Origin of the sequence: Haematobacter genomosp. 1 (genome assembly GCF_002196855.1) — a bacterium.
Taxonomy (GTDB): Bacteria; Pseudomonadota; Alphaproteobacteria; order Rhodobacterales; family Rhodobacteraceae; genus Haematobacter.
The window spans coordinates 36073-55275 of sequence record NZ_NIPW01000027.1 but is presented as its reverse complement, the minus strand read 5'-3'; the positions used below and the strand labels follow the sequence as shown (position 1 = coordinate 55275).

The 19203-nt window shown below is 66.0% G+C and carries 15 protein-coding genes; 5 read left to right on the top strand and 10 right to left on the bottom strand.

Annotated features, from left to right (window positions below; translation table 11 throughout):
- Positions 1 to 51: 51 nt before the first annotated feature.
- The 6 genes from CDV49_RS13770 to CDV49_RS13745 are packed head-to-tail and all read right to left on the bottom strand — an operon-like array spanning position 52 to position 7525.
- On the bottom strand, positions 52 to 1614 hold the full coding sequence (locus CDV49_RS13770; protein ID WP_088216004.1) for an O-antigen ligase family protein: 1563 nt from the start codon (positions 1612 to 1614) through the stop codon (positions 52 to 54).
- The gene (locus CDV49_RS13765) at positions 1611 to 2279 is read right to left on the bottom strand and encodes a tyrosine-protein kinase family protein (protein WP_088216003.1); all 669 of its coding nucleotides are present in this window, start codon (positions 2277 to 2279) and stop codon (positions 1611 to 1613) included. The genes CDV49_RS13770 and CDV49_RS13765 overlap by 4 nt, the downstream gene beginning before the upstream one ends.
- Positions 2276 to 3784 (bottom strand): GumC family protein, encoded by a 1509-nt coding sequence (locus CDV49_RS13760; RefSeq protein WP_143413177.1) that lies wholly within the window; start codon positions 3782 to 3784, stop codon positions 2276 to 2278. The genes CDV49_RS13765 and CDV49_RS13760 overlap by 4 nt, the downstream gene beginning before the upstream one ends.
- A gap of 5 nt (positions 3785 to 3789) precedes the next feature.
- Complete coding sequence (locus CDV49_RS13755; protein WP_179209213.1) at positions 3790 to 5211, bottom strand: lipopolysaccharide biosynthesis protein; 1422 nt, start codon at positions 5209 to 5211, stop codon at positions 3790 to 3792.
- Positions 5208 to 6308 carry a glycosyltransferase gene (locus CDV49_RS13750; protein ID WP_088216000.1) on the bottom strand — a complete coding sequence of 367 codons (1101 nt, stop codon included), beginning with the start codon at positions 6306 to 6308 and terminating at the stop codon, positions 5208 to 5210. Before CDV49_RS13750 ends, CDV49_RS13755 begins: the two co-directional genes overlap by 4 nt.
- Entirely contained in the window at positions 6302 to 7525 is a 1224-nt protein-coding gene (locus tag CDV49_RS13745; protein ID WP_218821976.1) for a DegT/DnrJ/EryC1/StrS family aminotransferase, read from the bottom strand. Before CDV49_RS13745 ends, CDV49_RS13750 begins: the two co-directional genes overlap by 7 nt.
- A gap of 295 nt (positions 7526 to 7820) precedes the next feature.
- Here CDV49_RS13745 and CDV49_RS13740 point away from each other — a divergent pair, with 295 nt between their 5' ends.
- From CDV49_RS13740 to CDV49_RS13730, 3 genes are read left to right on the top strand one after another with little or no spacing between them, the layout of a single operon-like run.
- On the top strand, positions 7821 to 8816 hold the full coding sequence (locus tag CDV49_RS13740; RefSeq protein ID WP_306424950.1) for a glycosyltransferase family 2 protein: 996 nt from the start codon (positions 7821 to 7823) through the stop codon (positions 8814 to 8816).
- Entirely contained in the window at positions 8813 to 10135 is a 1323-nt protein-coding gene (locus tag CDV49_RS13735) for a right-handed parallel beta-helix repeat-containing protein (protein ID WP_088215998.1), read from the top strand. Before CDV49_RS13740 ends, CDV49_RS13735 begins: the two co-directional genes overlap by 4 nt.
- Positions 10132 to 11220, top strand: a complete 1089-nt coding sequence (locus CDV49_RS13730) for a glycosyltransferase family 4 protein (protein ID WP_088215997.1) — start codon at positions 10132 to 10134, stop codon at positions 11218 to 11220. The genes CDV49_RS13735 and CDV49_RS13730 overlap by 4 nt, the downstream gene beginning before the upstream one ends.
- Here the strand turns inward: CDV49_RS13730 and CDV49_RS13725 are convergent.
- The 4 genes from CDV49_RS13725 to CDV49_RS20510 form a co-directional block, all read right to left on the bottom strand.
- Entirely contained in the window at positions 11217 to 12701 is a 1485-nt protein-coding gene (locus tag CDV49_RS13725; protein WP_179209212.1) for a right-handed parallel beta-helix repeat-containing protein, read from the bottom strand. The two genes, CDV49_RS13730 and CDV49_RS13725, sit on opposite strands and share 4 nt — an antisense overlap.
- 69 nt (positions 12702 to 12770) lie before the next feature.
- Positions 12771 to 13961: a polysaccharide biosynthesis/export family protein gene (locus tag CDV49_RS13720; RefSeq protein WP_088215995.1), complete on the bottom strand. Its 1191-nt coding sequence runs from the start codon at positions 13959 to 13961 to the stop codon at positions 12771 to 12773.
- 249 nt (positions 13962 to 14210) lie between these two features.
- Positions 14211 to 16745, bottom strand: coding sequence for a hybrid sensor histidine kinase/response regulator (locus CDV49_RS13715; RefSeq protein WP_179209211.1), 2535 nt, complete (start codon positions 16743 to 16745; stop codon positions 14211 to 14213).
- Positions 16742 to 17071 (bottom strand): hypothetical protein, encoded by a 330-nt coding sequence (locus CDV49_RS20510; RefSeq protein WP_179209210.1) that lies wholly within the window; start codon positions 17069 to 17071, stop codon positions 16742 to 16744. The genes CDV49_RS13715 and CDV49_RS20510 overlap by 4 nt, the downstream gene beginning before the upstream one ends.
- Before the next feature lie 219 nt (positions 17072 to 17290).
- On the opposite strand from CDV49_RS20510, the gene CDV49_RS13710 reads away from it, so the two are divergent.
- The gene (locus CDV49_RS13710; protein ID WP_256947345.1) at positions 17291 to 18412 is read left to right on the top strand and encodes an ABC transporter permease; all 1122 of its coding nucleotides are present in this window, start codon (positions 17291 to 17293) and stop codon (positions 18410 to 18412) included.
- On the top strand, positions 18413 to 19195 hold the full coding sequence (locus CDV49_RS13705) for an ABC transporter ATP-binding protein (protein WP_088215993.1): 783 nt from the start codon (positions 18413 to 18415) through the stop codon (positions 19193 to 19195).
- Positions 19196 to 19203 lie beyond the last annotated feature (8 nt).

Below are 19203 nucleotides of genomic sequence, written 5' to 3'. Positions count from 1 at the left end.
TGTATTGGATCCGGGCATATGAAACTGCCGGTAGAATTCTTGAATGGGTTTTCATCTCAATGGGTGCCTTTCGGCTCCGAGCAATCGCGGAGGGCGAGTTAACCACTCCTCCGCCTGAATGGCGTTGGGTTCTGAAAGAAACGACCGTTCGTTCAGAAATGCTGCCTGGAGAAGCCCCAGAAGCACGGCGATGACCTGTGAAACCGGAAGGCTCAGGCGAAAACCCGGGTCGATGGTGCCGTGAAGCAGATGGGCGACAAGGCCGAATGCAACGCCAAGGGCTATGGAACGGCTGAGGGGAGACCGGTATTTACGGAAGCCGCGAATTCCAAGATAGATGCCGATCCCGAATATTCCCAGAAACCCGGCAAACCCGATGATCCCGACTTCTACTGCGGCGAAAAGATACATGTTGTGAACGACGTGATTAACGGGACCGAAAAGCCCTGTCGCACCGGTTTTGTCCAATCGGGCGAAAGCGGGTGCGAAATTGTTCAGACCCTGGCCGATAAATGGCGAGTTCATGAATACCTGCCATGCCGCATGGTTCATCGTCGAGCGGTGAGAGAGGCTGCCGCCGTCATCGCCGAACATCCGCTCCATCGCCTGGCCCCCGAACAGGCCGACCATGACGAGCGTCAGGAACAGGCCCGTGCCGATGACCGCCAGCCCGCGCGGCGTCAGGAAACGGTGCCGGGCGAGGAGCCATGCCTCTATCGGCAGCAGCAACCCCATGGCGAGCCAACCGCCGCGCGACAGGCTGAGCGCCAACCCGGCCAGCCCCAGCGTGACTGCCAGACCGAACAGCACGTGGTTGCCCAGCCCCCGTGCCATCAGCCACGCTCCGAACAGCAGCGGCAACAGCAGCTCATAGAAGTAGGCCAGCATGTTGGGATTGCCGAGCGTGCCGGTGGAGCGGACCTTGGCCTCGAAGGCAACGGATTCGATGGCCACCCCCTGATCGCCCAGAAAGCCCAGACCCAGCCCGGTGCCGCCCACCCCCTGCGCGATGGAGATCAGCGCCTGAAAGATCATCGTCACGGCCAGCGCCTGCAGGAAGAACCACAGCCGGTCCGGTGTGATGTTCGCCACCGTCACCATCAGCAGCAGAAGCATCGACAGCCGCAGGATCTCGAACCAGACCAGCGCCGGATCGGGCGCTTTCAGCAGGCTCAGCACGCCCGCGGCCGCATAGGCCAGCCACGGCAGCATGACCAGCACCGGCATCCTAAGGCTCCGCCCCGCCAGCAGCCGCAGGCCAAGAACGGTCAGGGCGGCAAGAAAGCTCAGCGTGATGGTGACGCCCGCCGCGCCGCCGACATTCTCGACGTAATGCCCCACCGTATTCACATGCAGAAACAGCGTGAAGGACACGGCGAGCGGCAGGCCGAACGCCAGGAGCAGCAGCATCCACCGCTCGGCCTGACCAATGGCGATCAGCCCCAGAAACCCCGCCAGGCAGCCGAAGGCCAGCCCGCCCGCGACGAAGATCTTCGTCGGCGCAAAGATCAGCACCATCGTCAGCACGCCCGTCGCCACGCCAGCCAGAAGGGCTGGCAGGAGAGCGGGCAGCAGCGTCGCGGCGCGCGGGCGGAGGGGGGCTGCGAGGCTCATCGCGCGACCCGGTTGAGGATCAGCCCGTCGATCCGCGCGCCCACCGTCGCCAGCGCGTCGGCAGCGGCCATCACGGCATCACTGGTGCTTTGGCCCGCATCGACCACAAGGTATATCTCGTCCGCCTTCTGACCGATCAGCAGCATGTCCGGCGCCGTTCCGATCGGCGGACAGTCGAGCAGAAGGAAATCGAACCGCCCGGTCGCCCCGTCTATCAGCGTCTCCAGCCGCCGGGGATGGAGGAGCGCGGCTGCGTCCTGCGTCTCCTCCAACCCGGCGGAGATGACGGGCGGGCGCAGATCGTTCGGCAGTTGCAGCGCCTCTGCCAGCGGAAGGCGGCCGGTGAGCAGCTGCGCGAGGCCGGGGCGGCGGGGCAGGGCGAGCAGCCCCTCCACGGCGGGCCGGCGCAGGTTGGCCTCCACCAACAGGGCGCGGGCGCGGAATTCGGCATGCAGCGCTGCGGCAAGCCCGGTGGCGAAGGTGGTGACACCGGCGCCCGGCGTCAGCGCGGTGATCGCGACGGTGACCGGCCGTTCCTCCACCCGCCGCGCCTGCCGGGCGATGAGCGCCCCGGCAAGCCCGCGGGCATGTCCCGCAGCGGCTCGCAGCCGAGCAGCGCCGGGAGAGGTGTCGTAAAGGGCAAGGGGGAGGGAGGGCGCGTTCATGACAACCTCGGAACGGTTGCGACCACGGGAAGGCCAAGGCGACGTTCGACATCGCCGGGGCGGCGCAGGCGACGGTCGGTCAGGCCAAGGAAAATGGCGAGCGCCGTGCCTGCCAGCAGGCCGAATATCCCCCCGATGGCCAGCACGAGCGAGCGTTTCGGCGCGGCAGGCTCCACCGGCACGGTCACTGACCCGAACTGCGCGGTGGAGGTGACGTTCAGCCGGTCCAGCGCCTCGTTCATGCGCAGGCGTTCGTACTGGCGCTGATACTCCTCCAGCCGTTCCCGCTGACGGGTGACGTTCTGGCCCAGCGACTCGAATTGCAGCGCGCCCTCGTTGATCCGTTGCAATGCCGTGCGGCGATCGGCGATGCGGGCTTCGACCTGCGCCATCCGCTCGCCGCTGGAACGCAGGAGGCCGTCGATCTGCCGGTTGAGCGTGTCGTGCTTGCGCTCCCTCAGACCCGCGATCTCCTCTGTCACCTCACGGACTTCACGGGCATCGTCCGAATAACGGCTGGCAAGGCGGCTCCGCTCCGTGGAGGCGGCGACATAGCTTTCGTCGAGCGCCGTCAGCGGGGTCGCGTTCAGCATGGCGGGGGTTTCGACCCATTCCGCCCCGTCTTTGAAATCCGCGTTCACCTGCGCGCGGGTCTGGCGCAGGTCCTCCATCTCCGCCTGGAGCCTGTCACGGTCCTTCTCCATCTCGGAAATGGCGGTCAGGGCGAGGTCGCGCTCCACGTCGAGCCGGCTCATGTCGGAGCTGCGCTGGAAGGCCGAGAAGGCATCCTCCGCCCCCCGCAGATCCCGTTCGGCGAGCGTCACCTGATCGCGGTAGAAATCGGCGGATGCGGTGGAGGAATGGATGGCCACGTGCCGCGCCTGATAGGCGTCGAGATAACGCTGCAGCGCATAGGCCGCGAACCGCGGATCGTCCCAGGCGAACTCCGCCTGGATGATGTCGGTTTCCTTGATGTAATTGACGTTGAACGCATCCATGTAGGCCTGCGCGATCTTCTCCTCCGGGTGCTTCCCGGCCCCGAGACCGAGCATCGTGCGAAGGCTGCCCACCGCCGTCTTCACGACGCCCGCTACTCCGCCCAGCAGCCGCCCGACGAAGGAGGAGGCAGCCGTGTCATGCGCGGCAAGCTCTGCCTGCTTGGCCTGAAGATCGGCAAAGACCTCATGGGTGAGTGTCGGATCGCGCAGGATCTCGATCTCGTTGTTGATGCTCTGGGGGCGTTCCTGAAAGATCACGTTCTGCTGGGGCACCTGTGCCACCTGAAGCGCGCTGAACTTTTCCCGCCCGACCTTCACCAGCATCTTGGTGGAGGCGACATAGGCCGGGCCGGTCATCATCAGGTAGCCGAGCGCCGTGACCGCGGCCACCGCCGCGACCATGAGGATCAGCCGCCAGCGTTGCCGGATCATCGTGGCGAGTTCCGCGAGCGTCAGCGGCCGGTCGGAGGCGGAGGGCAATGCGGGGGAGCGGGGAGGGGGTGTCATCTGGATCACCGCGCTTGCAGGGGCTGAAGGGGATTGCGAACCTCTCCGGCGCGCAGAAGGCCGGAGAACAGGATGATGAGGGCATAGACCGCCAGACCCGCGACGCCGCCCAGCGTCTCCGACAAAGGGCGGAGGGCGAGCATGGTGACCGTCATGGCGGCCCCGGCGAACAACACCCAGAGGATGAGGCGGCGGGCGAGCAGCCCCTCCACCCGTGCGCGGACGACGATGAGCGGCACCCCGGCGATGACCGCCTCCGCGGCAACCGCGCTCCACGCCGCGCCCTGCGGCCCGAGGCGGGACACGAGCAGCGGACAGAGCACCAGGTTCACCGCCAGCGCCGCCGCCGCCGCCGGGATCAGCATGCCCTGCCGCCCGATGGCCACGATCACCGGCAGCAGCGCCATGCCGATGGCGGTCAGCGCGAGCTGCATCGACAGGATCGCCGCGACGGGGGCGCTTGCCGCAAAGGCGGGGCCGTAGATCAGGCCGACCACCGGCCCGGAGAGCAACGGCGCCGCCAGCACGACCGGAAGGCCGAAGGCCAGCGCCAGCGCCAGCGCCCGCTGTGCCGCGCCGGTAACGGCGCCGTCCTGCTGCAACCGCGTGAAGATGACGAACATCGGCGTGATCGCCGTGGCCACCAAGGCCGCGCCAAGCTCCAGAAACCGTTGCGCGGCAAAGAAGATCGCCAGATCCTCCGGTCCGCGCAGCCATTGCAGCACGGCAATCGCCAGCCGCAGGTTCAACATGGCGAGCAGGCCGGAAAGGCCGAGCGGCCCCGCGATGCGCAGGATCGGCAGCGCATGTTCCGCCACGCGCCCGAAGCCGACGCCCATCAGCCGCCAGCAGAGCGCGAGCCCCAGCCCGGCATAGGCCAGCCCCGCCAGCATATGCGCCCCGATCAGCAGGTCCGGCCGTCCGGGCGCGAGCCACAGCACCGGCGCCGCGGTGGACACCAGCACCGCCACATAGAGATATCCGGCCAGACGCGAATACTGCGGCTGCCCGCCCACCTGAAACACGGGCTCGAAGAAGCGGGCGCCCAGAAGCGGGGTCAGCAGACAGGCGAGCGTCATCACCGTCCAGAGCGAGGGGGGCAGGAACAGATAGGTTGCCCCTGCCCCCACAAGCCCCGCGACAAGGGAAATCGCCAGACGAAGCGCCACGAAGCTGCCCAGCATATTCCCCTGCTCCGCCGCGGGTGTGGCGGTCAGCAGCGTACCGAGCGCTGCCGTAGTTCCCAGATCGGCAAAGGACCACACGATGGCCAGAAACCCCACGCCAAGCGCATAGGTGCCCACATCGGCGAGGCTCATCACATGGCTGGCCGCGATCAGGATGCCCGCGCCGCCCGCAACATAGAGAAACCGGCCCAGAGCCTGGGCGGCAAGGTTGCGGCGGTATTCGCGGGCGTCGCGGCTCATACCGCCTCCGCCTGTCCGGCGCGTTGCACGCGGCCGCCCGGAACGGCGGGGCCGCCGATCCATGCCTCGCCCTCGCGCACCCGCTCGAACAGGTGCACGTAGTCCCGCGCCATGCGGGCCACGTCGAACCGCTCCTCCGCCCAGCGGCGGCAGGCCGCGGGGTCGAGCTGGCCGACGTTGCGCATCGCCTCCGCCAGATCCTTCGTTCCATCGACGAGGAACCCCGAAACGCCGTGGTCGATCTGCTCGGGCAGCCCGCCGGAGCGATAGGCGATCACCGGCGTCCCGCAGGCCAGCGCCTGGATCACCACCATCGGCAGCGCATCCATCCAGCGCGGCGTCTGGACCAGCGCCCGCGCCGCGCCCAGCACGGCGGGGAGGTCGTTCGTCTCCCCCTTCCAGCTGATCCCGCGGCCCAGCATGGTCAGCGGGCGCACCACGGCGGAGTAATAGAGCCGGTGCTCCGGCACCCCGTAGATGTCGAGCGGCACGCCCGCCCGCAGCGCGGCGAGAATGGCCTCATGCTGCGCCTTGTAGGGGGCGACCTTGGCGATATGCACGATGGGCGCCGTCTTTTGCCGCACGAAACGGTAGCGGCTGAGATCGACGCCATAGTTCACATGCGGCATCCCGCCGCCGATCGCTTCGGCATGCCCGCGCCCTGCGGCGACGATGTTGGGGCGCTGGTAATCCGGCCCCACCGGGATGCAGCTCGAGATCAGGAAGGGGAACCGCTCGGGATGCCGGAGGACATAGAGGTTCTCGAACGACCAGTCGTGGATCACGTCCACCGGGTCTGCCTCCAGCGTGGCCTTCATGATCTCGTAGAGCGGCTCCTCGCTCAGCCTGTCGGCGGCCTTGTTCACGCCGGTCAGCTCCCGCCCGGGTGCGGGGATCGGGATGAGCCTGCCGCTGCTCCGGCTGCCCTCGCGGGCGAACAGAGTCACGTCATGGCCCTGCCGGATCAACTCTTCGCAGTATTCGTGAACCACCCGCTCGATCCCGCCGTAGCCGTTGGGCGGCGTCGCGCGATAGATGGTGGAGACGACGGCGACGCGCAGGGGCTGGCCTGATCGGAGAGGCCGGAATGTCAGCATGAGAACCACTCCAGAACGCGCCGCACGGCGATGCAGGCGGCTTCGACTTCTTCATCCGTCATCGCGCTGGAAAGCGGCAGCGACCGGGTGCGCTCGCTCACCCGATCCGCGTTCGGCAGGTCCTGCCAGCCGATGACCTTCGCCGAGCGGAAGCCGCTCAGCAGATGCACGCCCCGGTAATGCACGCCCACGCCGACATTCTCCGCCTGAATGGCGTTCAGCACGCCATCCCGATCGATGCTCAGCTCTCCGGGCCGGATCTGCACGGCGAAGAGATGGTAGGCATGGCGGGATGACGGGTCGGGCAGGGGCGGCAGGTCGATGGGCAGGCCCATCAGCGCGGCCCGGTAGTGGGCGACGATCTCCTCCCGCCGGCGCAACCGCCGCTCCACCCCGGCGAGCTGGACCCGGCCGATGGCTGCGGCGATGTCGTTCATGTTGTATTTCCAGCCGACCTCCGGCACGTCGTAATGCTGGTATCCGGCCGCCGAAAACCGCTTCCACGCATCGCGGCTCAACCCGTGCAGGCTCAGCATGCGTGCCCGCTCCATGAGCGCCGGATCACGCGCGACGAACATGCCGCCCTCTCCCGTGGTGAGCGTCTTGTTGGCGTAGAAGCTGAAGCAGCTTATCGCCCCGATGGTGCCCGCATGAGCGCCGCGCCATGTGGTCTCCACAGCGTGGGCGCAATCCTCCACCACCGGCAGGCCGGCGGCATCGGCGATGGCCATGATCGGCCCCATGTCGCAGATCCGCCCGTACATGTGGACGACGATGATGGCCCGGGTGCGCGGGGTGATGCGGGCGGCGATCTGCTCGGGCAGGATGTTGCCGGTCTCCGGGTCGCAGTCGCAGAGCACGGGCGTCGCCCCGGCATGGAGAATGGCGCTCACCGTGGCGCAAAAGGTCATGGCGGTGGTGATGACCTCATCTCCCGGCTCCAGGTCGAGAACCTGCATCGCCAGATGCAGTGCCGCCGTCGCGGAATTCACCGCCACCGCGCCGGAAGCGCCGATGTAATTCGCAAAGGATTCCTCGAACCGCCGTGTTTCGGGACCGGCGCCGATCCAGAGGCTGGAAATCACCGCCCCCACGCTGTCGATTTCTTCCTGCCCTATGTCGGGCTTGCCAAAGACAATGAAGGATCCCCGTTCCCGAATGGGAGCGCTTCCGAAGATCGCCGGTTTCTGCTTGGCGTGGATGCCGCTCATATCCATGGGAAAATCCTTCGCAACAAATTTTCAATGCACTTCCCTGTCCATCGACAGGAAAGCGGGCGGTACAGCGCGGATGGTCTGTAGTCTTTACGGCTTAATTTTCATTACAGCTGATCTGATTGAATTTCAGGGTGAGACTCTCTTAGGTAATTACTCCACAGAGTGATCGTAAATTTATTATCCTGCGAAACTTAATGGCATTATCAATGCCTGGTTGTAGCGGGTGATAAATGGGTTATGGATATCTTATTAACAATTCACGACCGGCGGGCCGACTTGTCAAGCAAACATTTGCATGTATTATTTGATCCTATTGAGGATCGCCTGTGCAGGAGAGGGTTTCCGGGAAATGGAACAACCCGCGATTTCAGTTATTATCCCGACCTACAACCGAAAGGATGCATTGGAACGATGTCTCGATGCATTGCGCAAACAGGTTTTGCAGAATGCTAAATTCGAGGTTCTGGTTATTGATGATGGTTCACCGGAAGAGATTCAACCGCTGGTAACAAAATACGCCGGAAGTCGAATCACCTGCATCAGGCAGAATCAGTCAGGCGCGAACGCGGCCCGCAATCGCGGGTTGTCTGAAGCCCGCGCGCCTGTCGTCCTGTTTCTGAACGACGATACGATCGCGGAGCCTGACCTGCTCGCCCGCCATCTGGCGCTCCACGACCGCTACCCGGAGGAGAAGGTGGCCGTGCTGGGCTGCATGACCATCCACCCCGATTTCGCCGCCAATCCGCTTTCGCCGCTGCATCATGACGCGTCCTTCGCGCCGCTCGCCGGGCGGGAGGAAGTGGACTGGACCGCGTTCTTCACCTGCAACCTGTCGGTCAAGGCCGCGTTTCTCGCCCGTCATGGCCGGTTTGACGAAGCGCTGCGCTGGCACGAGGATATCGAACTCGGCCAGCGTCTTGCGCCGCACGGGCTGCGGCTGCTCTACGCGCCGGAGGCCCTGGGCTATCACTGGCATTCGCTGGACGAGACGCAGTTCCTCCGTATCGCGGAGCGGGAGGGGACGGCGCTGGCGCTGTGGTGGAAGAAGGCGCCCGACCTTGCCCCGGTGCTCGGCGCGCTCGGCATGGTCGGACCGGAGACGCTGCCCCCCGCCTTCCGCCACCGGCTGGGAGATGCCGCCTTCGCCACGTTCGGGGATGCCGCAGCGCTGCGGCTGGCGGAGCAGGTGAGTCCCCTCGCCCCCGGCCTGTCCCGCGCGATCTGGCGCAAGGTCTTTCAGTTCCGCAAGCGCCGCGCCATCAGGGATGAGCTGTCGCGGGTGGCTTCGTGAGCCTCGCGCTCTCCCGCCGCGCGCTGCTGGCGCTGGCCACGCTGCCGCTCCTGACGCCGCTCCGGGCGGGCGCGGGCGAGGTCATCGTCACCGACCGGCCGGGCGAGGTGCCATGGGCCAGCCTGCCGCCCGGCGCGGAGGTGGTGATCCGGGCCGGGCGCTACGACATGCCGCTCGTCATCCCGGCCAGGGGAACCGCGGACCGGCACATCCTGATCCGCGCGGAAACCCCCGGCAGCGCCCGTTTCACCCAGCCCATCCACCTTGACGGCGCGCGCCACACCATCCTCCGCGATGTCACGATGACGGGCACGGAACATTCGGCCATCGTCCTGCAACAAGGGGCGGAGGCGGTGACCGTGGAGGGCTGTCTGCTGCAGGATACCGCGCTCGGCATCTGGATCGGCAACGGGGCGGGGGCGGGGCACCGGCTGATCGGCAATCGGCTCGAATGCTGCCGGACGATGGGCATTGCCATCGACGCCCTGAACGCAGCACCGGGGCGGGAGACGTGGATTCAACGCAATGAAATCCTCGATACCGGCATTCATGGCATGGAAATCCATGGCAGCCATTACATCGTGACCCATAACGCGGTCCGCCGCAGCGGACAGAGGAGCGCCGGCTGCTCCGGGATCCATACCTTCTGCCGTGCGCCGGAGGATGATCATGGCAAGAACAATGTCATCGCCTTCAACATCTGCTCCGACACGCGGGAGGTGGAGGCGCAGGACGGCAACGGAATTCAGGCCGATCAGTGGTGCGACGACAATCTGATCGCCTTCAACATCTGCTACGGAAACGACGGGGCGGGGATTAATCTCTATGATGCCTCGCGGACGGTGGTGGTCAACAACACCGTCGTCGGCAACATGCGCGATCCGGGCAGGACCCATGCCTATCCGGCGGAGATCACGCTCTCCTCCGACTACACCCGGCGCATGGCCCGCCCCTCCGGCAACCGGATCGAAAGCAACATCTGCGTTGCCACACGGAGAGAGACGACCGCGCTTTGGGTGGAGGCGACCGCAGGTTCCATGCCCCAGCGGATCGGCAACAACCTCGTTTACAACACTGCGGGCGGAGAGGCATTTTTCTGGGCGCCCCGGCGTTGGCGGGGCAGTTCGGCAGAGGTGTGGGCGGGCTTTACCGGCGGGGTTGACCGTGTGGCCGACCCGCGTTTCTACGATATCGACCAGCCGGGGCAGGAGGGGTTTCGTCTCCGCCCCGACTCGCCGGCCCGGGGACTTGCGGTGAAGGATGCCGCGCTTTCGCTGCTCGATATCACCCCCACCGCCCTGGGTGCGGTCCAGGCATGAGACCGCTTCGCATCGCCGTGGACGCGCATGTGCTGGACGGCAAGCCGCAGGGGAGCCGGACATGGCTGCGGGAAACGCTGGCCCGCGCCATTCCTGCGGCACCGGAGATCCGCTGGCTGCTGCATGCCCATGACAGCGCCTCGCTCGGCCTGCTCGCCGCTCTGCCAAACGTCGAGTTTCGCCCCATACCCTATCGCCGGAGCATCGCGCGGCTCGGGATCTACTGGCCCCGCGTGATCGCGACGGGAGAGGCGGATTTCCACCTGTTCCAATATCATGGACCGCCCGTCTATCGCGAACGGCAGATCCTCGTCCTTCACGATCTGCTGTTCGAGAGCCACCCGGAATTCTTCCCCCCCCTTATGCGCAAACGCCTGCAGACGCTGGTCCGCGGCGGGGCGCGGCGGGCGGCGGCGCTGCTCACGGTCTCCGACTGGACGCGGGATGAGATCGCCCGCCGGTACGCGCTGTCGGCAGGGCGGGTGTTCCTCGCGCCGAACGGCGCGCCGTCCTTCCGGGGCGGGCGCGCGGGCGACGGCAGGACGGTGCTTTTCGTCGGGCGCATCGAGCCGCGCAAGAACCTCGGCCTGCTCCTCGACGCGCTTGACCTGATGACGACGCCCGACAGGCGGCTCATCGTCATCGGTCGTCCCGATTTCGGCAGCGACGGTGTGATCGCGCGGATGGAGGGGCGGAGCGACATCGCCTTTTTGCCCGATGCCTCGGACGAGGTGCTCGCCGGGTGGTATCGCCGCGCCGGGGTGCTGGCCTATCCGAGCAGGGGGGAGGGGTTCGGCATCCCGCTGGTGGAGGCGCTGTCTCTCGGCCTGCCGGTCGTCGCCAGCAGGGCCACCGCGATCCCGGAGGTCGCAGGCCCCTTCGCCCGGTATTTTGACCCCGAGGCCGCGGATGCCCGGCAGCGCCTTGCCCATCTGCTGGACGAGGCGCTGGCCGATGCCGCGCCCCCTGCCACGGATGCGATCGCACGTCACCTCTCCCGTTTCACATGGGAGAAATCGGCAGAGGGTCTGTTGGCCGCCATCGGTCATGCGGCAGGTCAGGGGGCCGCGCGGCGCGCCTCCTAGGCAAGCAGCCAGTCGCCCACCAGCCCGACGGTGCTGTCCCACCCCTCCAACTCCGCGGGGCGGCCGTCGAGGATCAGTTGCAGACCGTTGAGATCATGCTCCATCTCGCCAACCGGGGCCGCGGCGAGGGTAAAGCCCTCGGCCCGATCCTCCCCATGCCGCGCCGAGCCGGAAAGCGCCTCCGCCGTAGCGAGGGTGAGGGTGCCGTCCTGCACCAGCGGCCCCATGTGACTTTGCCACAGATTGCCGTCGAATGCATTGTTCAGCGGTGCGGATTCCACATCCACATAAAGCGCAAACCCTTGGGAATGATCGGAAAGAACCGTGTTGTCCGTAATCACGTTGTCATGGGTGAGCTTGTTGCCAAGCGCGGGATTGCTGTTGATCAGCAACTCCGCCACGACGGTATGGCTATCGCTCCGATCCAGCAGATTGCCGAACAGCGTGTTGCCCGCCACCGTATTTCCCGCCGCGCCGTGAATACTGATGCCCGCGCCGTCGTTGGAAAAGGCGAAGTTGTTTTCGACACGATTGCCGCTGGTGTAATGATCCAGAAGAATGCCGATACCGTCATTCCCGCCGCTGTCCAGATTGCCGTAGGAGACATTGCCGGAGATCACATTGTCCCGCCCCAGCCCCTCCGAAAGCGCGCGGGCATAGACGTGGATGCCGGATGCCCCCTCAATCAAACGCCCGTTGCCAAATACCGTATTCCCGTCAACCAGCGTATTGTTCGCATAGACGTCTATCCCGTGGCTGCCGTTGAAGGATACGGTATTTCCTTCGATCCGGTTGCCATGTCCTGCGGTCGTCGCCACGCGATCCAGCGCGATGCCGACGCCCAGATTTCCCGAGACGCTGTTGCCCGTGATCACATTGTCGCCGCCCGAATTCTGCGAGAACCAGATGCCGCCTGCATTTCCGGTGATGGTGTTGTCGCTGATCGTCACCCCGCGCGCGCCTGCGGTGAGCGTGACACCCGCATAGTCGCTGCCCCTGATGTCGAACCCTGCCAACCCACCGCCCGTCGCGCCTTCGAACACGACGCTTCCCAGAAGGGTGGCCGCTCCGCTGCCATAACTGCCGATGGAGATATCGCCGCCCGAGACGATGATATTCCCCTCCCAGGCCGTGCCCGCCTTCTGGAGATAGGTGGTGCCGTCCTGCCAGGTCACCTCATGCCAGCTCCGAAATGGAGCCTCCACGCTGCCATCTCCCGACGCGGCCGCCGTCGGATCTATGTAGATTGTGGCGGGTGAGGCAGTGGGCAGCGCCTTTGCCATCACCACCGCCTCAGGGGCTGACAGGCTCTCCCCGCTGCCCGCTGCGACCTCCACCTCTGCGGGTGGCGTGATCTTGGCGATGTCATGCAGGAAAAGATCGGGAAGAGGCGGCGCCTTTTCTGCCGCTTCTTCCTGCTGCATGTCCGTGAACTGCACGGCGTGATCGGGTAGCGGCTTCGCCTGTTTGGTTTCGGGCAAGGATGCCTCCATCATTTCGGGAAATTCCCCCCACGATCAGGTTCCTCCAGCCCCGGAAACGCGATGGGTCTATTGACTGACGCTCCTTCGTGCGACCATGAGCACATCCCCCGGCTCGACCCGTGTCGTCAGTCCAATCGGGCCGATAACGGGCGCGTCGCCGCGTATGATGCTGAAGTCATACTGCCCGATTGTTTCGCTATTGGAAAGAGTGTTGCTGCCCGTCGCCTCCATCAGCGCACCTTCCGCACGCAATGAATTGCTCAAGCTGCGCAGTTGGGTTTCCGTATCGCGCAACTCCGTCAGCAGGGATTCCCGGAATCCGGCCTCGATATCAACCATCCGCTCCTCGAGTTCGATCACCGCAACGCGGGACTGGTTGCGCAGGATGTTGCTCTGCATCTGGTTGCCGCGGGTATTGTCTTCTTCCCGCATGATGTCGTTCACGCGCTCCGACGTGACCATGCCGCGGTCCCGCGCGTCGCGCAGTTTGGCCAGTTCGCCAGAGAGTTCGTCCAGCATGGATGTCTGCTGGGCGATCCGGGCGTCATGGGCGGCCATTTCCTCCTGTCGCGCCGCGCTGTTGGATCGCAAGATCTCGATCTGCCGTTCCTTCTGGCCAAGACGGGTGGAGAGGAGCTGGCGCTCCTTTTCCAGAAGCGGCGCGGCGGCGGCATCGCTCAGACCGGCCTCGGACGCGGTGATGTCGAAATCATGATCACCCGCCAGCTCGGCGTTCAACCGGGCGGTGCGGATGAGAAGGGCGCCCCTCTGCAGCGCCGCATCGGCATGGGCCTGCTCGGCGCGCGTGCCGATGACTATTTCGTTCAGCGGGTCGCCGGACTCCAGCCGCCGCCCGAAACCGCCGGCAAGGGCAACCGCCTGCATGACCGTCAGCTTGGCGCGATGCGGATAGCCGCCGGGCTGCGAAACGGCTCCGGCGATGTAAAACGGCCGGCGCTGGACGATCTGAATGGCAACGGAGGGGTCTCGCACCGTCTCCGCCGCCTTTGATGTCACGACGGCCTCGAAATCCCGGAGCGTCAGCCCTTCCGCCGACACAAGCCCGACGCCCGGGAGGGATATTGCGCCGTCATCCTGCACGACATAGGTGCCGTTCGCATCTCCCCGCTGCAGGATTGTGAGCGCGATTTCATCCCCGGGGCCCAGCCGATAGGCTTCCGGCTCGGCAGAGAGAGGGCCCGCGGACATCGCGAGCAACAGGACCATGGCACCACGCAGGCGCAGAGAGCCACCCATCGGGCGCAGAGCCCCTGCCAATCGACCGGACAATCTCACGATAACTCATCCTCGTCATCTGGCCGGTCGCAGAAAGCGTCGGACCTGTTGCAAATGGTTGCTGAAAATAAAATCCTCCAAACATTACGATGTATGGTTTTTCCGGTCCATCACGAACATGCACATGGCAGCGCGGCGCCGCAGGTTTTGTGGGACTTGCTCCATTTCCGGGCAGGTTGGATCATGCGGACCGCAGAGCGGAGGCACGCTTCAACCAAAGCGCGTGACCTTTACCGCGTCGCCATCTGGCGGTGACTCGGTCAGCGCCCTGACTGCGGCGAGCACTGGCAGAAGGGCCTGCTCCAGCGCCGGGAGCCGGGCCATCGCCTCCCCCTCCGTGCCGCGGTCCAGCATGTCCTCCACCTCGCTCGCGATGTCGCGCACAGCCGCCGCTTCTATCGTGGCCGCGTCGCCCCGAAGGGCGTGCGCCAGCCGCCGCGCTTCTGCCGGTTGCTGAAGATGCAGCAGCCCCGCAATATCGTTCGGGGCGGACGCATAGGCCGCTGCAAAGTGCTGGAGCAGGCGACGAAGCAGGTCGCGCTTGCCGCTCACCCGCAGAAGCGCGGCGGCGATATCTATCGGAGGCCCGCTTGCGGCAGCCGCAGTCTGCAGGGCCTCGATCACCCCGGGTTTCAGCCACCGGTCGAGCGTCTGGACCAGGAGGGCCGGATCCACGGGCTTCGCGATATGGTCGTCCATTCCGGCGTCGAAACAACGCTGTCGCTCATGTTCATGGGCATGGGCGGTCATCGCGATGATCGGCAGACCCGAAAAGGCGGGCAGGGCGCGGATGGCGCGGGTCGCGGCAAGCCCGTCCATTTCCGGCATCTGCACATCCATGAGCACCGCGGCATAGCTGCCGCCCTGTGCGGTCACGCGCTCGACCGCGATCCTGCCGTTGGCGGCGGTGTCGATACGAAGCCCGGCATCTGCCAGAAGCGCCGTCGCGATCTCCCGGTTGATGTCATTGTCCTCAACCAGCAGCACCCGCGCCCCCTGAAGCCGCTCGGAAACCATGGGCGCCCGGACCGCCTCTCGCCGCTCTTCCGGGAACAGACGCGACAGGGTGGTCATCATCGCCTGAGGATCGACGGGTTTGGCGAGAAAGGCGGCGATCTGTTCCACCCCGTGCTCCCCGGCGAAAGTATCGGCGCCATAGGCCGTGACGACCACGATGGCAGGCAGCTTCGGCAGGGCCAGCGCCTTCAGCGCGTTGACCGTATCCATCCCGTCCATCCCGGGCATCTTCCAGTCGAGCAGCAGCAGGTCGTACGGGCTGGCTGTTCCGGCCGCGGCAGCCACGGCGGCCACGGCTTCCGACCCGGAGGCGACCAGATCGGCCTCGACCCCCCAGCCGGTGAAGAATTCCGCCAGCAGTTGCCGGGCCGCGGGATTGTCATCGACCAGGAGCACGCGGAGGCTGCGCAGCCGCTCACAGGGGATCAGTGGCGCGTCCTGTGCCAGACCGAATGTGACGGTGGCGACGAACGTGCTGCCGCGGCCGGGCTCGCTCTGCACCGAGATGCCGCCGCCCATGGTTTCCACGATCTGGCGGCAGATGGCGAGGCCAAGTCCTGTCCCGCCGAAACGGCGGGTGGTGGAACTGTCGGCCTGCGCGAAGGGTGAGAAAAGTTTCGCCTGCTGATCGGTCGTCATGCCGATCCCGGTATCGCTGACGGAAACCTCAACCGTCGCGCGGTCATTGGCCGCCGAGGTGAGACGCGCGGAAACGGTGACCGTGCCGCCGCTGGAGAACTTCACCGCGTTGCCGATGAGGTTCAGCAACACCTGCCCGAAGCGATGGGCGTCGCCGACGACGACATGGGGCAGGTCGTGCCCCAGCCGGAGGTGCAGGGCGACGCCCTTGATGTCGGCCTCCGCCCCCATCATCTGCACCTGCGCCTCGATCACCTTGCGGATGTCGAACGGCCGCTCTTCGAGCGAGAGCCGGCCGGCCTCGTTCTTGGAGTAGTCGAGAATGTCGTTGATGACGCGGAGCAGCGTTTCCCCGGCGTCGCTGATCTTGCGGACATGCTCATCCTGCCGGTTTGTCAGTGTGCCGCGCTGAAGCAGGTGGCAAAACCCCAGAATGGCGTTCATGGGCGTGCGGATCTCGTGGCTCATGTTGGCAAGGAACAGGCCCTTGGACTGGTTCGCGGCCTCCGCCTCCTGCCTGCGCTCCGTCAGCCGGTCATTCGCGACGCTGAGTTCCGCGTGAAGCTGCCGGACCCGGTGGAAACGGAAGACGACCATGCGGATCAGCCACACAAGAACGCCCGTCTGGAATGCGACGATGGCGGCATGAAGCAACACGCGCGCCAGATGCGCATCGCTCGGAAACACCAGCCCCGGCAGCAGAACCAGCAAAAGGAGATGATGCAACCCGGTGACCAGAGCCGCCGCGAGCGTGGCGCGCTCATCGAACCAGGCGATGGTCAGGGCGAGCATGGCGAAGAAATACATGTGCCCGTCCATCTGCCAGGAATGGCCGTTCAGCAGCGCGAGGATCACCGCAGGCTCCGCCACCAGCGCCACGGCGGAGAGATAGCGCGTCGGCGGCGCGATCCCGTGGCGGTGCCAGGTCAGGTGATAGGCCCCCGCGATGAGGACGCCCGCCCCCAGAGCCTGAATCACCGAACGCCCGGTCATCTGTGCGATCACCGCCAGAAGCGGTACATGCGCCCAGAGGAGCGGAATGAGAAACCGTCCGAAACGGCGACGGAGGGCATCGAGTTCCTGGTTCATTTCGTCTCCTCCGACGTGAAGCAGCCCGCCGGTCGCGGTGCGGGCAGGACAAGCCAGGCGCCTGCTTTCCGCGCCGCTGCGGGAAAGGACGGCGAAGCGGAGCCCGCGATGATGAGATTGCCCACGCCACCCAGCTCGATCAGCGCTCCGCCCGATTCGCCCACGATGCGGAGGACTTCCCCCCGCCCGGCCCAGGGGGGGCCGAAGACCACATACTGTCCCGGCACGCCCGGCCACAGGGACGCGGCCGCCAGCGCAGGAAGGCCCAGGGCGGCCAGCAGCATCGCTGGCCTCATGTCCCGCAGAGAAAAGGGGTGATCCGTCATCCGTCCACTTCCTCCCGCCAACCCACTCTGACGATGTGAGACTAGCGGCGAAGGTTTGCCGGAAGGTTAACCGCCCGTGCGGTTCCGGCCGGAAATCGTGCGGTTCCGGTCGGAAATAAGGTGCCCCAAAGCCACGGCGCGACTGGCCGGGACCAGGGCACATGTTGCCTCGCAACGCGCCGCATGCTTCTCTCGGCGGAAAGAACGGCGGAGCAGCGCGTGGCCGAAGCGACGGTAACGATGGAGGACACCGGCGGCGGCACGCGGGCCACGCTGTCGGGCGATTTCCGCGTGGCAGGGGTGGAGGCGCTCCGCGACCAGCTTAAAACCATCGGCGGGTCGGGGCCGGTCGTCGTCGATGTCTCCGGCGTGGAGAAGCTGGATACGGCGGGCGCCTGGGCGCTGGTCTCGCTGCAGCGGCGGCTGAAGGCGGAGAAGGTCGAACTGCGGTTCGAGGGGCTGGACGAGCCGCGGCGCGCGCTGATGGACACGGTAGGCGCGGCGATGGACAAGACCGCCCCGCCCGAGGAGGTTCCGCGCGGCGCCCGCGTCTGGCTGGAGGGCGTGGGCCGCGCGGTCGTCAATGCGTGGAACGGCACGCTGGAGCTCGTCTATCTTCTGGGTGCCGTCCTCGCACGGCTGTGGAGCGACATCCTGCGCCCGAAGCAGCTCAGGATCGCGGCGCTCGTGTCGCAGATGCAGCAGGCCGGCCTGGACGCCGCCCCGATCGCGGCGCTCATGTCCTTCCTGATAGGGGTGGTGCTGGCCTATATGGGCTCGGTGCTGCTGCGACAGTTCGGGGCGGAGATCTTCGTTGTCGATCTCATCGCCGTCGCGGTGCTCCGCGAACTCGGCATCCTGCTCACCGCGATCATCGTGGCGGGGCGCTCCGGCTCCGCTTTCACCGCGTCCATCGGCACGATGAAGATGCGCGAGGAGATCGACGCGATGCGGGTGCTGGGGCTCGATCCCATCCAGATGCTGGTGCTGCCGCGGGTGCTGGCGCTGTTCATCATGCTGCCGCTGCTGACGGTGGTCGCGGATTTCGCGGGGCTGCTGGGCGGCGGGTTGATGGCGTGGATATCGCTCGACATTTCGCCGGGCATGTTCATCGCCCGTCTCTACGACGCGATCGGGGTCTGGCACTATCTCGTCGGGCTCATCAAGGCGCCTTTCTTTGCGGTCATCATCGCCCTCATCGGCTGCAAGAACGGGCTGAAGGTGGGCGGCGACGCAGAGAGCCTCGGCCGGCTGACATCGGCCTCCGTGGTGCTTGCGATCTTTCTGGTGATCCTCGTTGACGCGCTGTTCGCCATCTTCTTTGCCACGGTGGGAGTCTGAATGGCGCAGGATACCGGACGCGAGGTGGTGATCGAGGTGCGCGGCCTCGTGAACAAGTTCGGCAGTCAGGTCGTGCATGACGGTCTGGATCTCGATGTCTATCGGGGAGAGGTGCTGGGCATCGTCGGCGGTTCCGGCACGGGCAAGTCGGTGCTGCTGCGCTCCATCGTCGGCCTGAACCGGCCGGCGGCGGGGACGATCAAGGTGTTCGGCACCGATGTGCTGAATGCCACGGAGGCGGAACGGGAGGCCATCAGCCGCCGCTGGGGGGTGCTGTTTCAGCAGGGCGCGCTCTTTTCCTCCATGACCGTGCAGGAGAATGTGGAAACCCCGATGCGGGAAATGGCGCATATCTCCGCCGACCTCCGCCCGGAGCTCGCACGGCTGAAGGTGGCGATGTCGGGGCTGCCGGCAAACGCCTGCGCGAAATACCCGTCCGAACTGTCCGGGGGGATGCAGAAGCGCGCCGGTCTGGCGCGCGCCCTCGCCCTCGATCCCGACATCGTCTTTCTCGACGAGCCGACAGCGGGGCTGGATCCGATCGGCGCGACCGAGTTCGACGAACTCATCAAGCAGCTGAAGGAATCGCTCGGCCTGACGGTGTTCATGGTCACGCATGACCTCGACAGTCTGCACGCCATCTGTGACCGGGTGGCGGTGCTGGCGGAAAAGAAGGTGTTGGTGACCGGCACCATGGAGGACATGCTGAAAGTCGATCACCCCTGGGTGAAGAAGTATTTCCACGGACCCCGCGCCAGAGCCGCGATGTCGACGTCGGAGTAAGGAGAGGG

What these genes read in the sequence shown, in the direction of transcription:
- CDV49_RS13770 (WP_088216004.1), bottom strand. Translation starts at nt 1,614, where the DNA reads ATGAGCCTCGCAGCCCCCCTCCGCCCGCGCGCCGCGACGCTGCTGCCC.
- CDV49_RS13765 (WP_088216003.1), bottom strand. Translation starts at nt 2,279, where the DNA reads ATGAACGCGCCCTCCCTCCCCCTTGCCCTTTACGACACCTCTCCCGGC.
- CDV49_RS13760 (WP_143413177.1), bottom strand. Translation starts at nt 3,784, where the DNA reads ATGACACCCCCTCCCCGCTCCCCCGCATTGCCCTCCGCCTCCGACCGG.
- CDV49_RS13755 (WP_179209213.1), bottom strand. Translation starts at nt 5,211, where the DNA reads ATGAGCCGCGACGCCCGCGAATACCGCCGCAACCTTGCCGCCCAGGCT.
- CDV49_RS13750 (WP_088216000.1), bottom strand. Translation starts at nt 6,308, where the DNA reads ATGCTGACATTCCGGCCTCTCCGATCAGGCCAGCCCCTGCGCGTCGCC.
- CDV49_RS13745 (WP_218821976.1), bottom strand. Translation starts at nt 7,525, where the DNA reads ATGGATATGAGCGGCATCCACGCCAAGCAGAAACCGGCGATCTTCGGA.
- CDV49_RS13740 (WP_306424950.1), top strand. Translation starts at nt 7,821, where the DNA reads ATGTATTATTTGATCCTATTGAGGATCGCCTGTGCAGGAGAGGGTTTC.
- CDV49_RS13730 (WP_088215997.1), top strand. Translation starts at nt 10,132, where the DNA reads ATGAGACCGCTTCGCATCGCCGTGGACGCGCATGTGCTGGACGGCAAG.
- CDV49_RS13720 (WP_088215995.1), bottom strand. Translation starts at nt 13,961, where the DNA reads ATGGGTGGCTCTCTGCGCCTGCGTGGTGCCATGGTCCTGTTGCTCGCG.
- CDV49_RS13715 (WP_179209211.1), bottom strand. Translation starts at nt 16,745, where the DNA reads ATGAACCAGGAACTCGATGCCCTCCGTCGCCGTTTCGGACGGTTTCTC.
- CDV49_RS20510 (WP_179209210.1), bottom strand. Translation starts at nt 17,071, where the DNA reads ATGACGGATCACCCCTTTTCTCTGCGGGACATGAGGCCAGCGATGCTG.
- CDV49_RS13705 (WP_088215993.1), top strand. Translation starts at nt 18,413, where the DNA reads ATGGCGCAGGATACCGGACGCGAGGTGGTGATCGAGGTGCGCGGCCTC.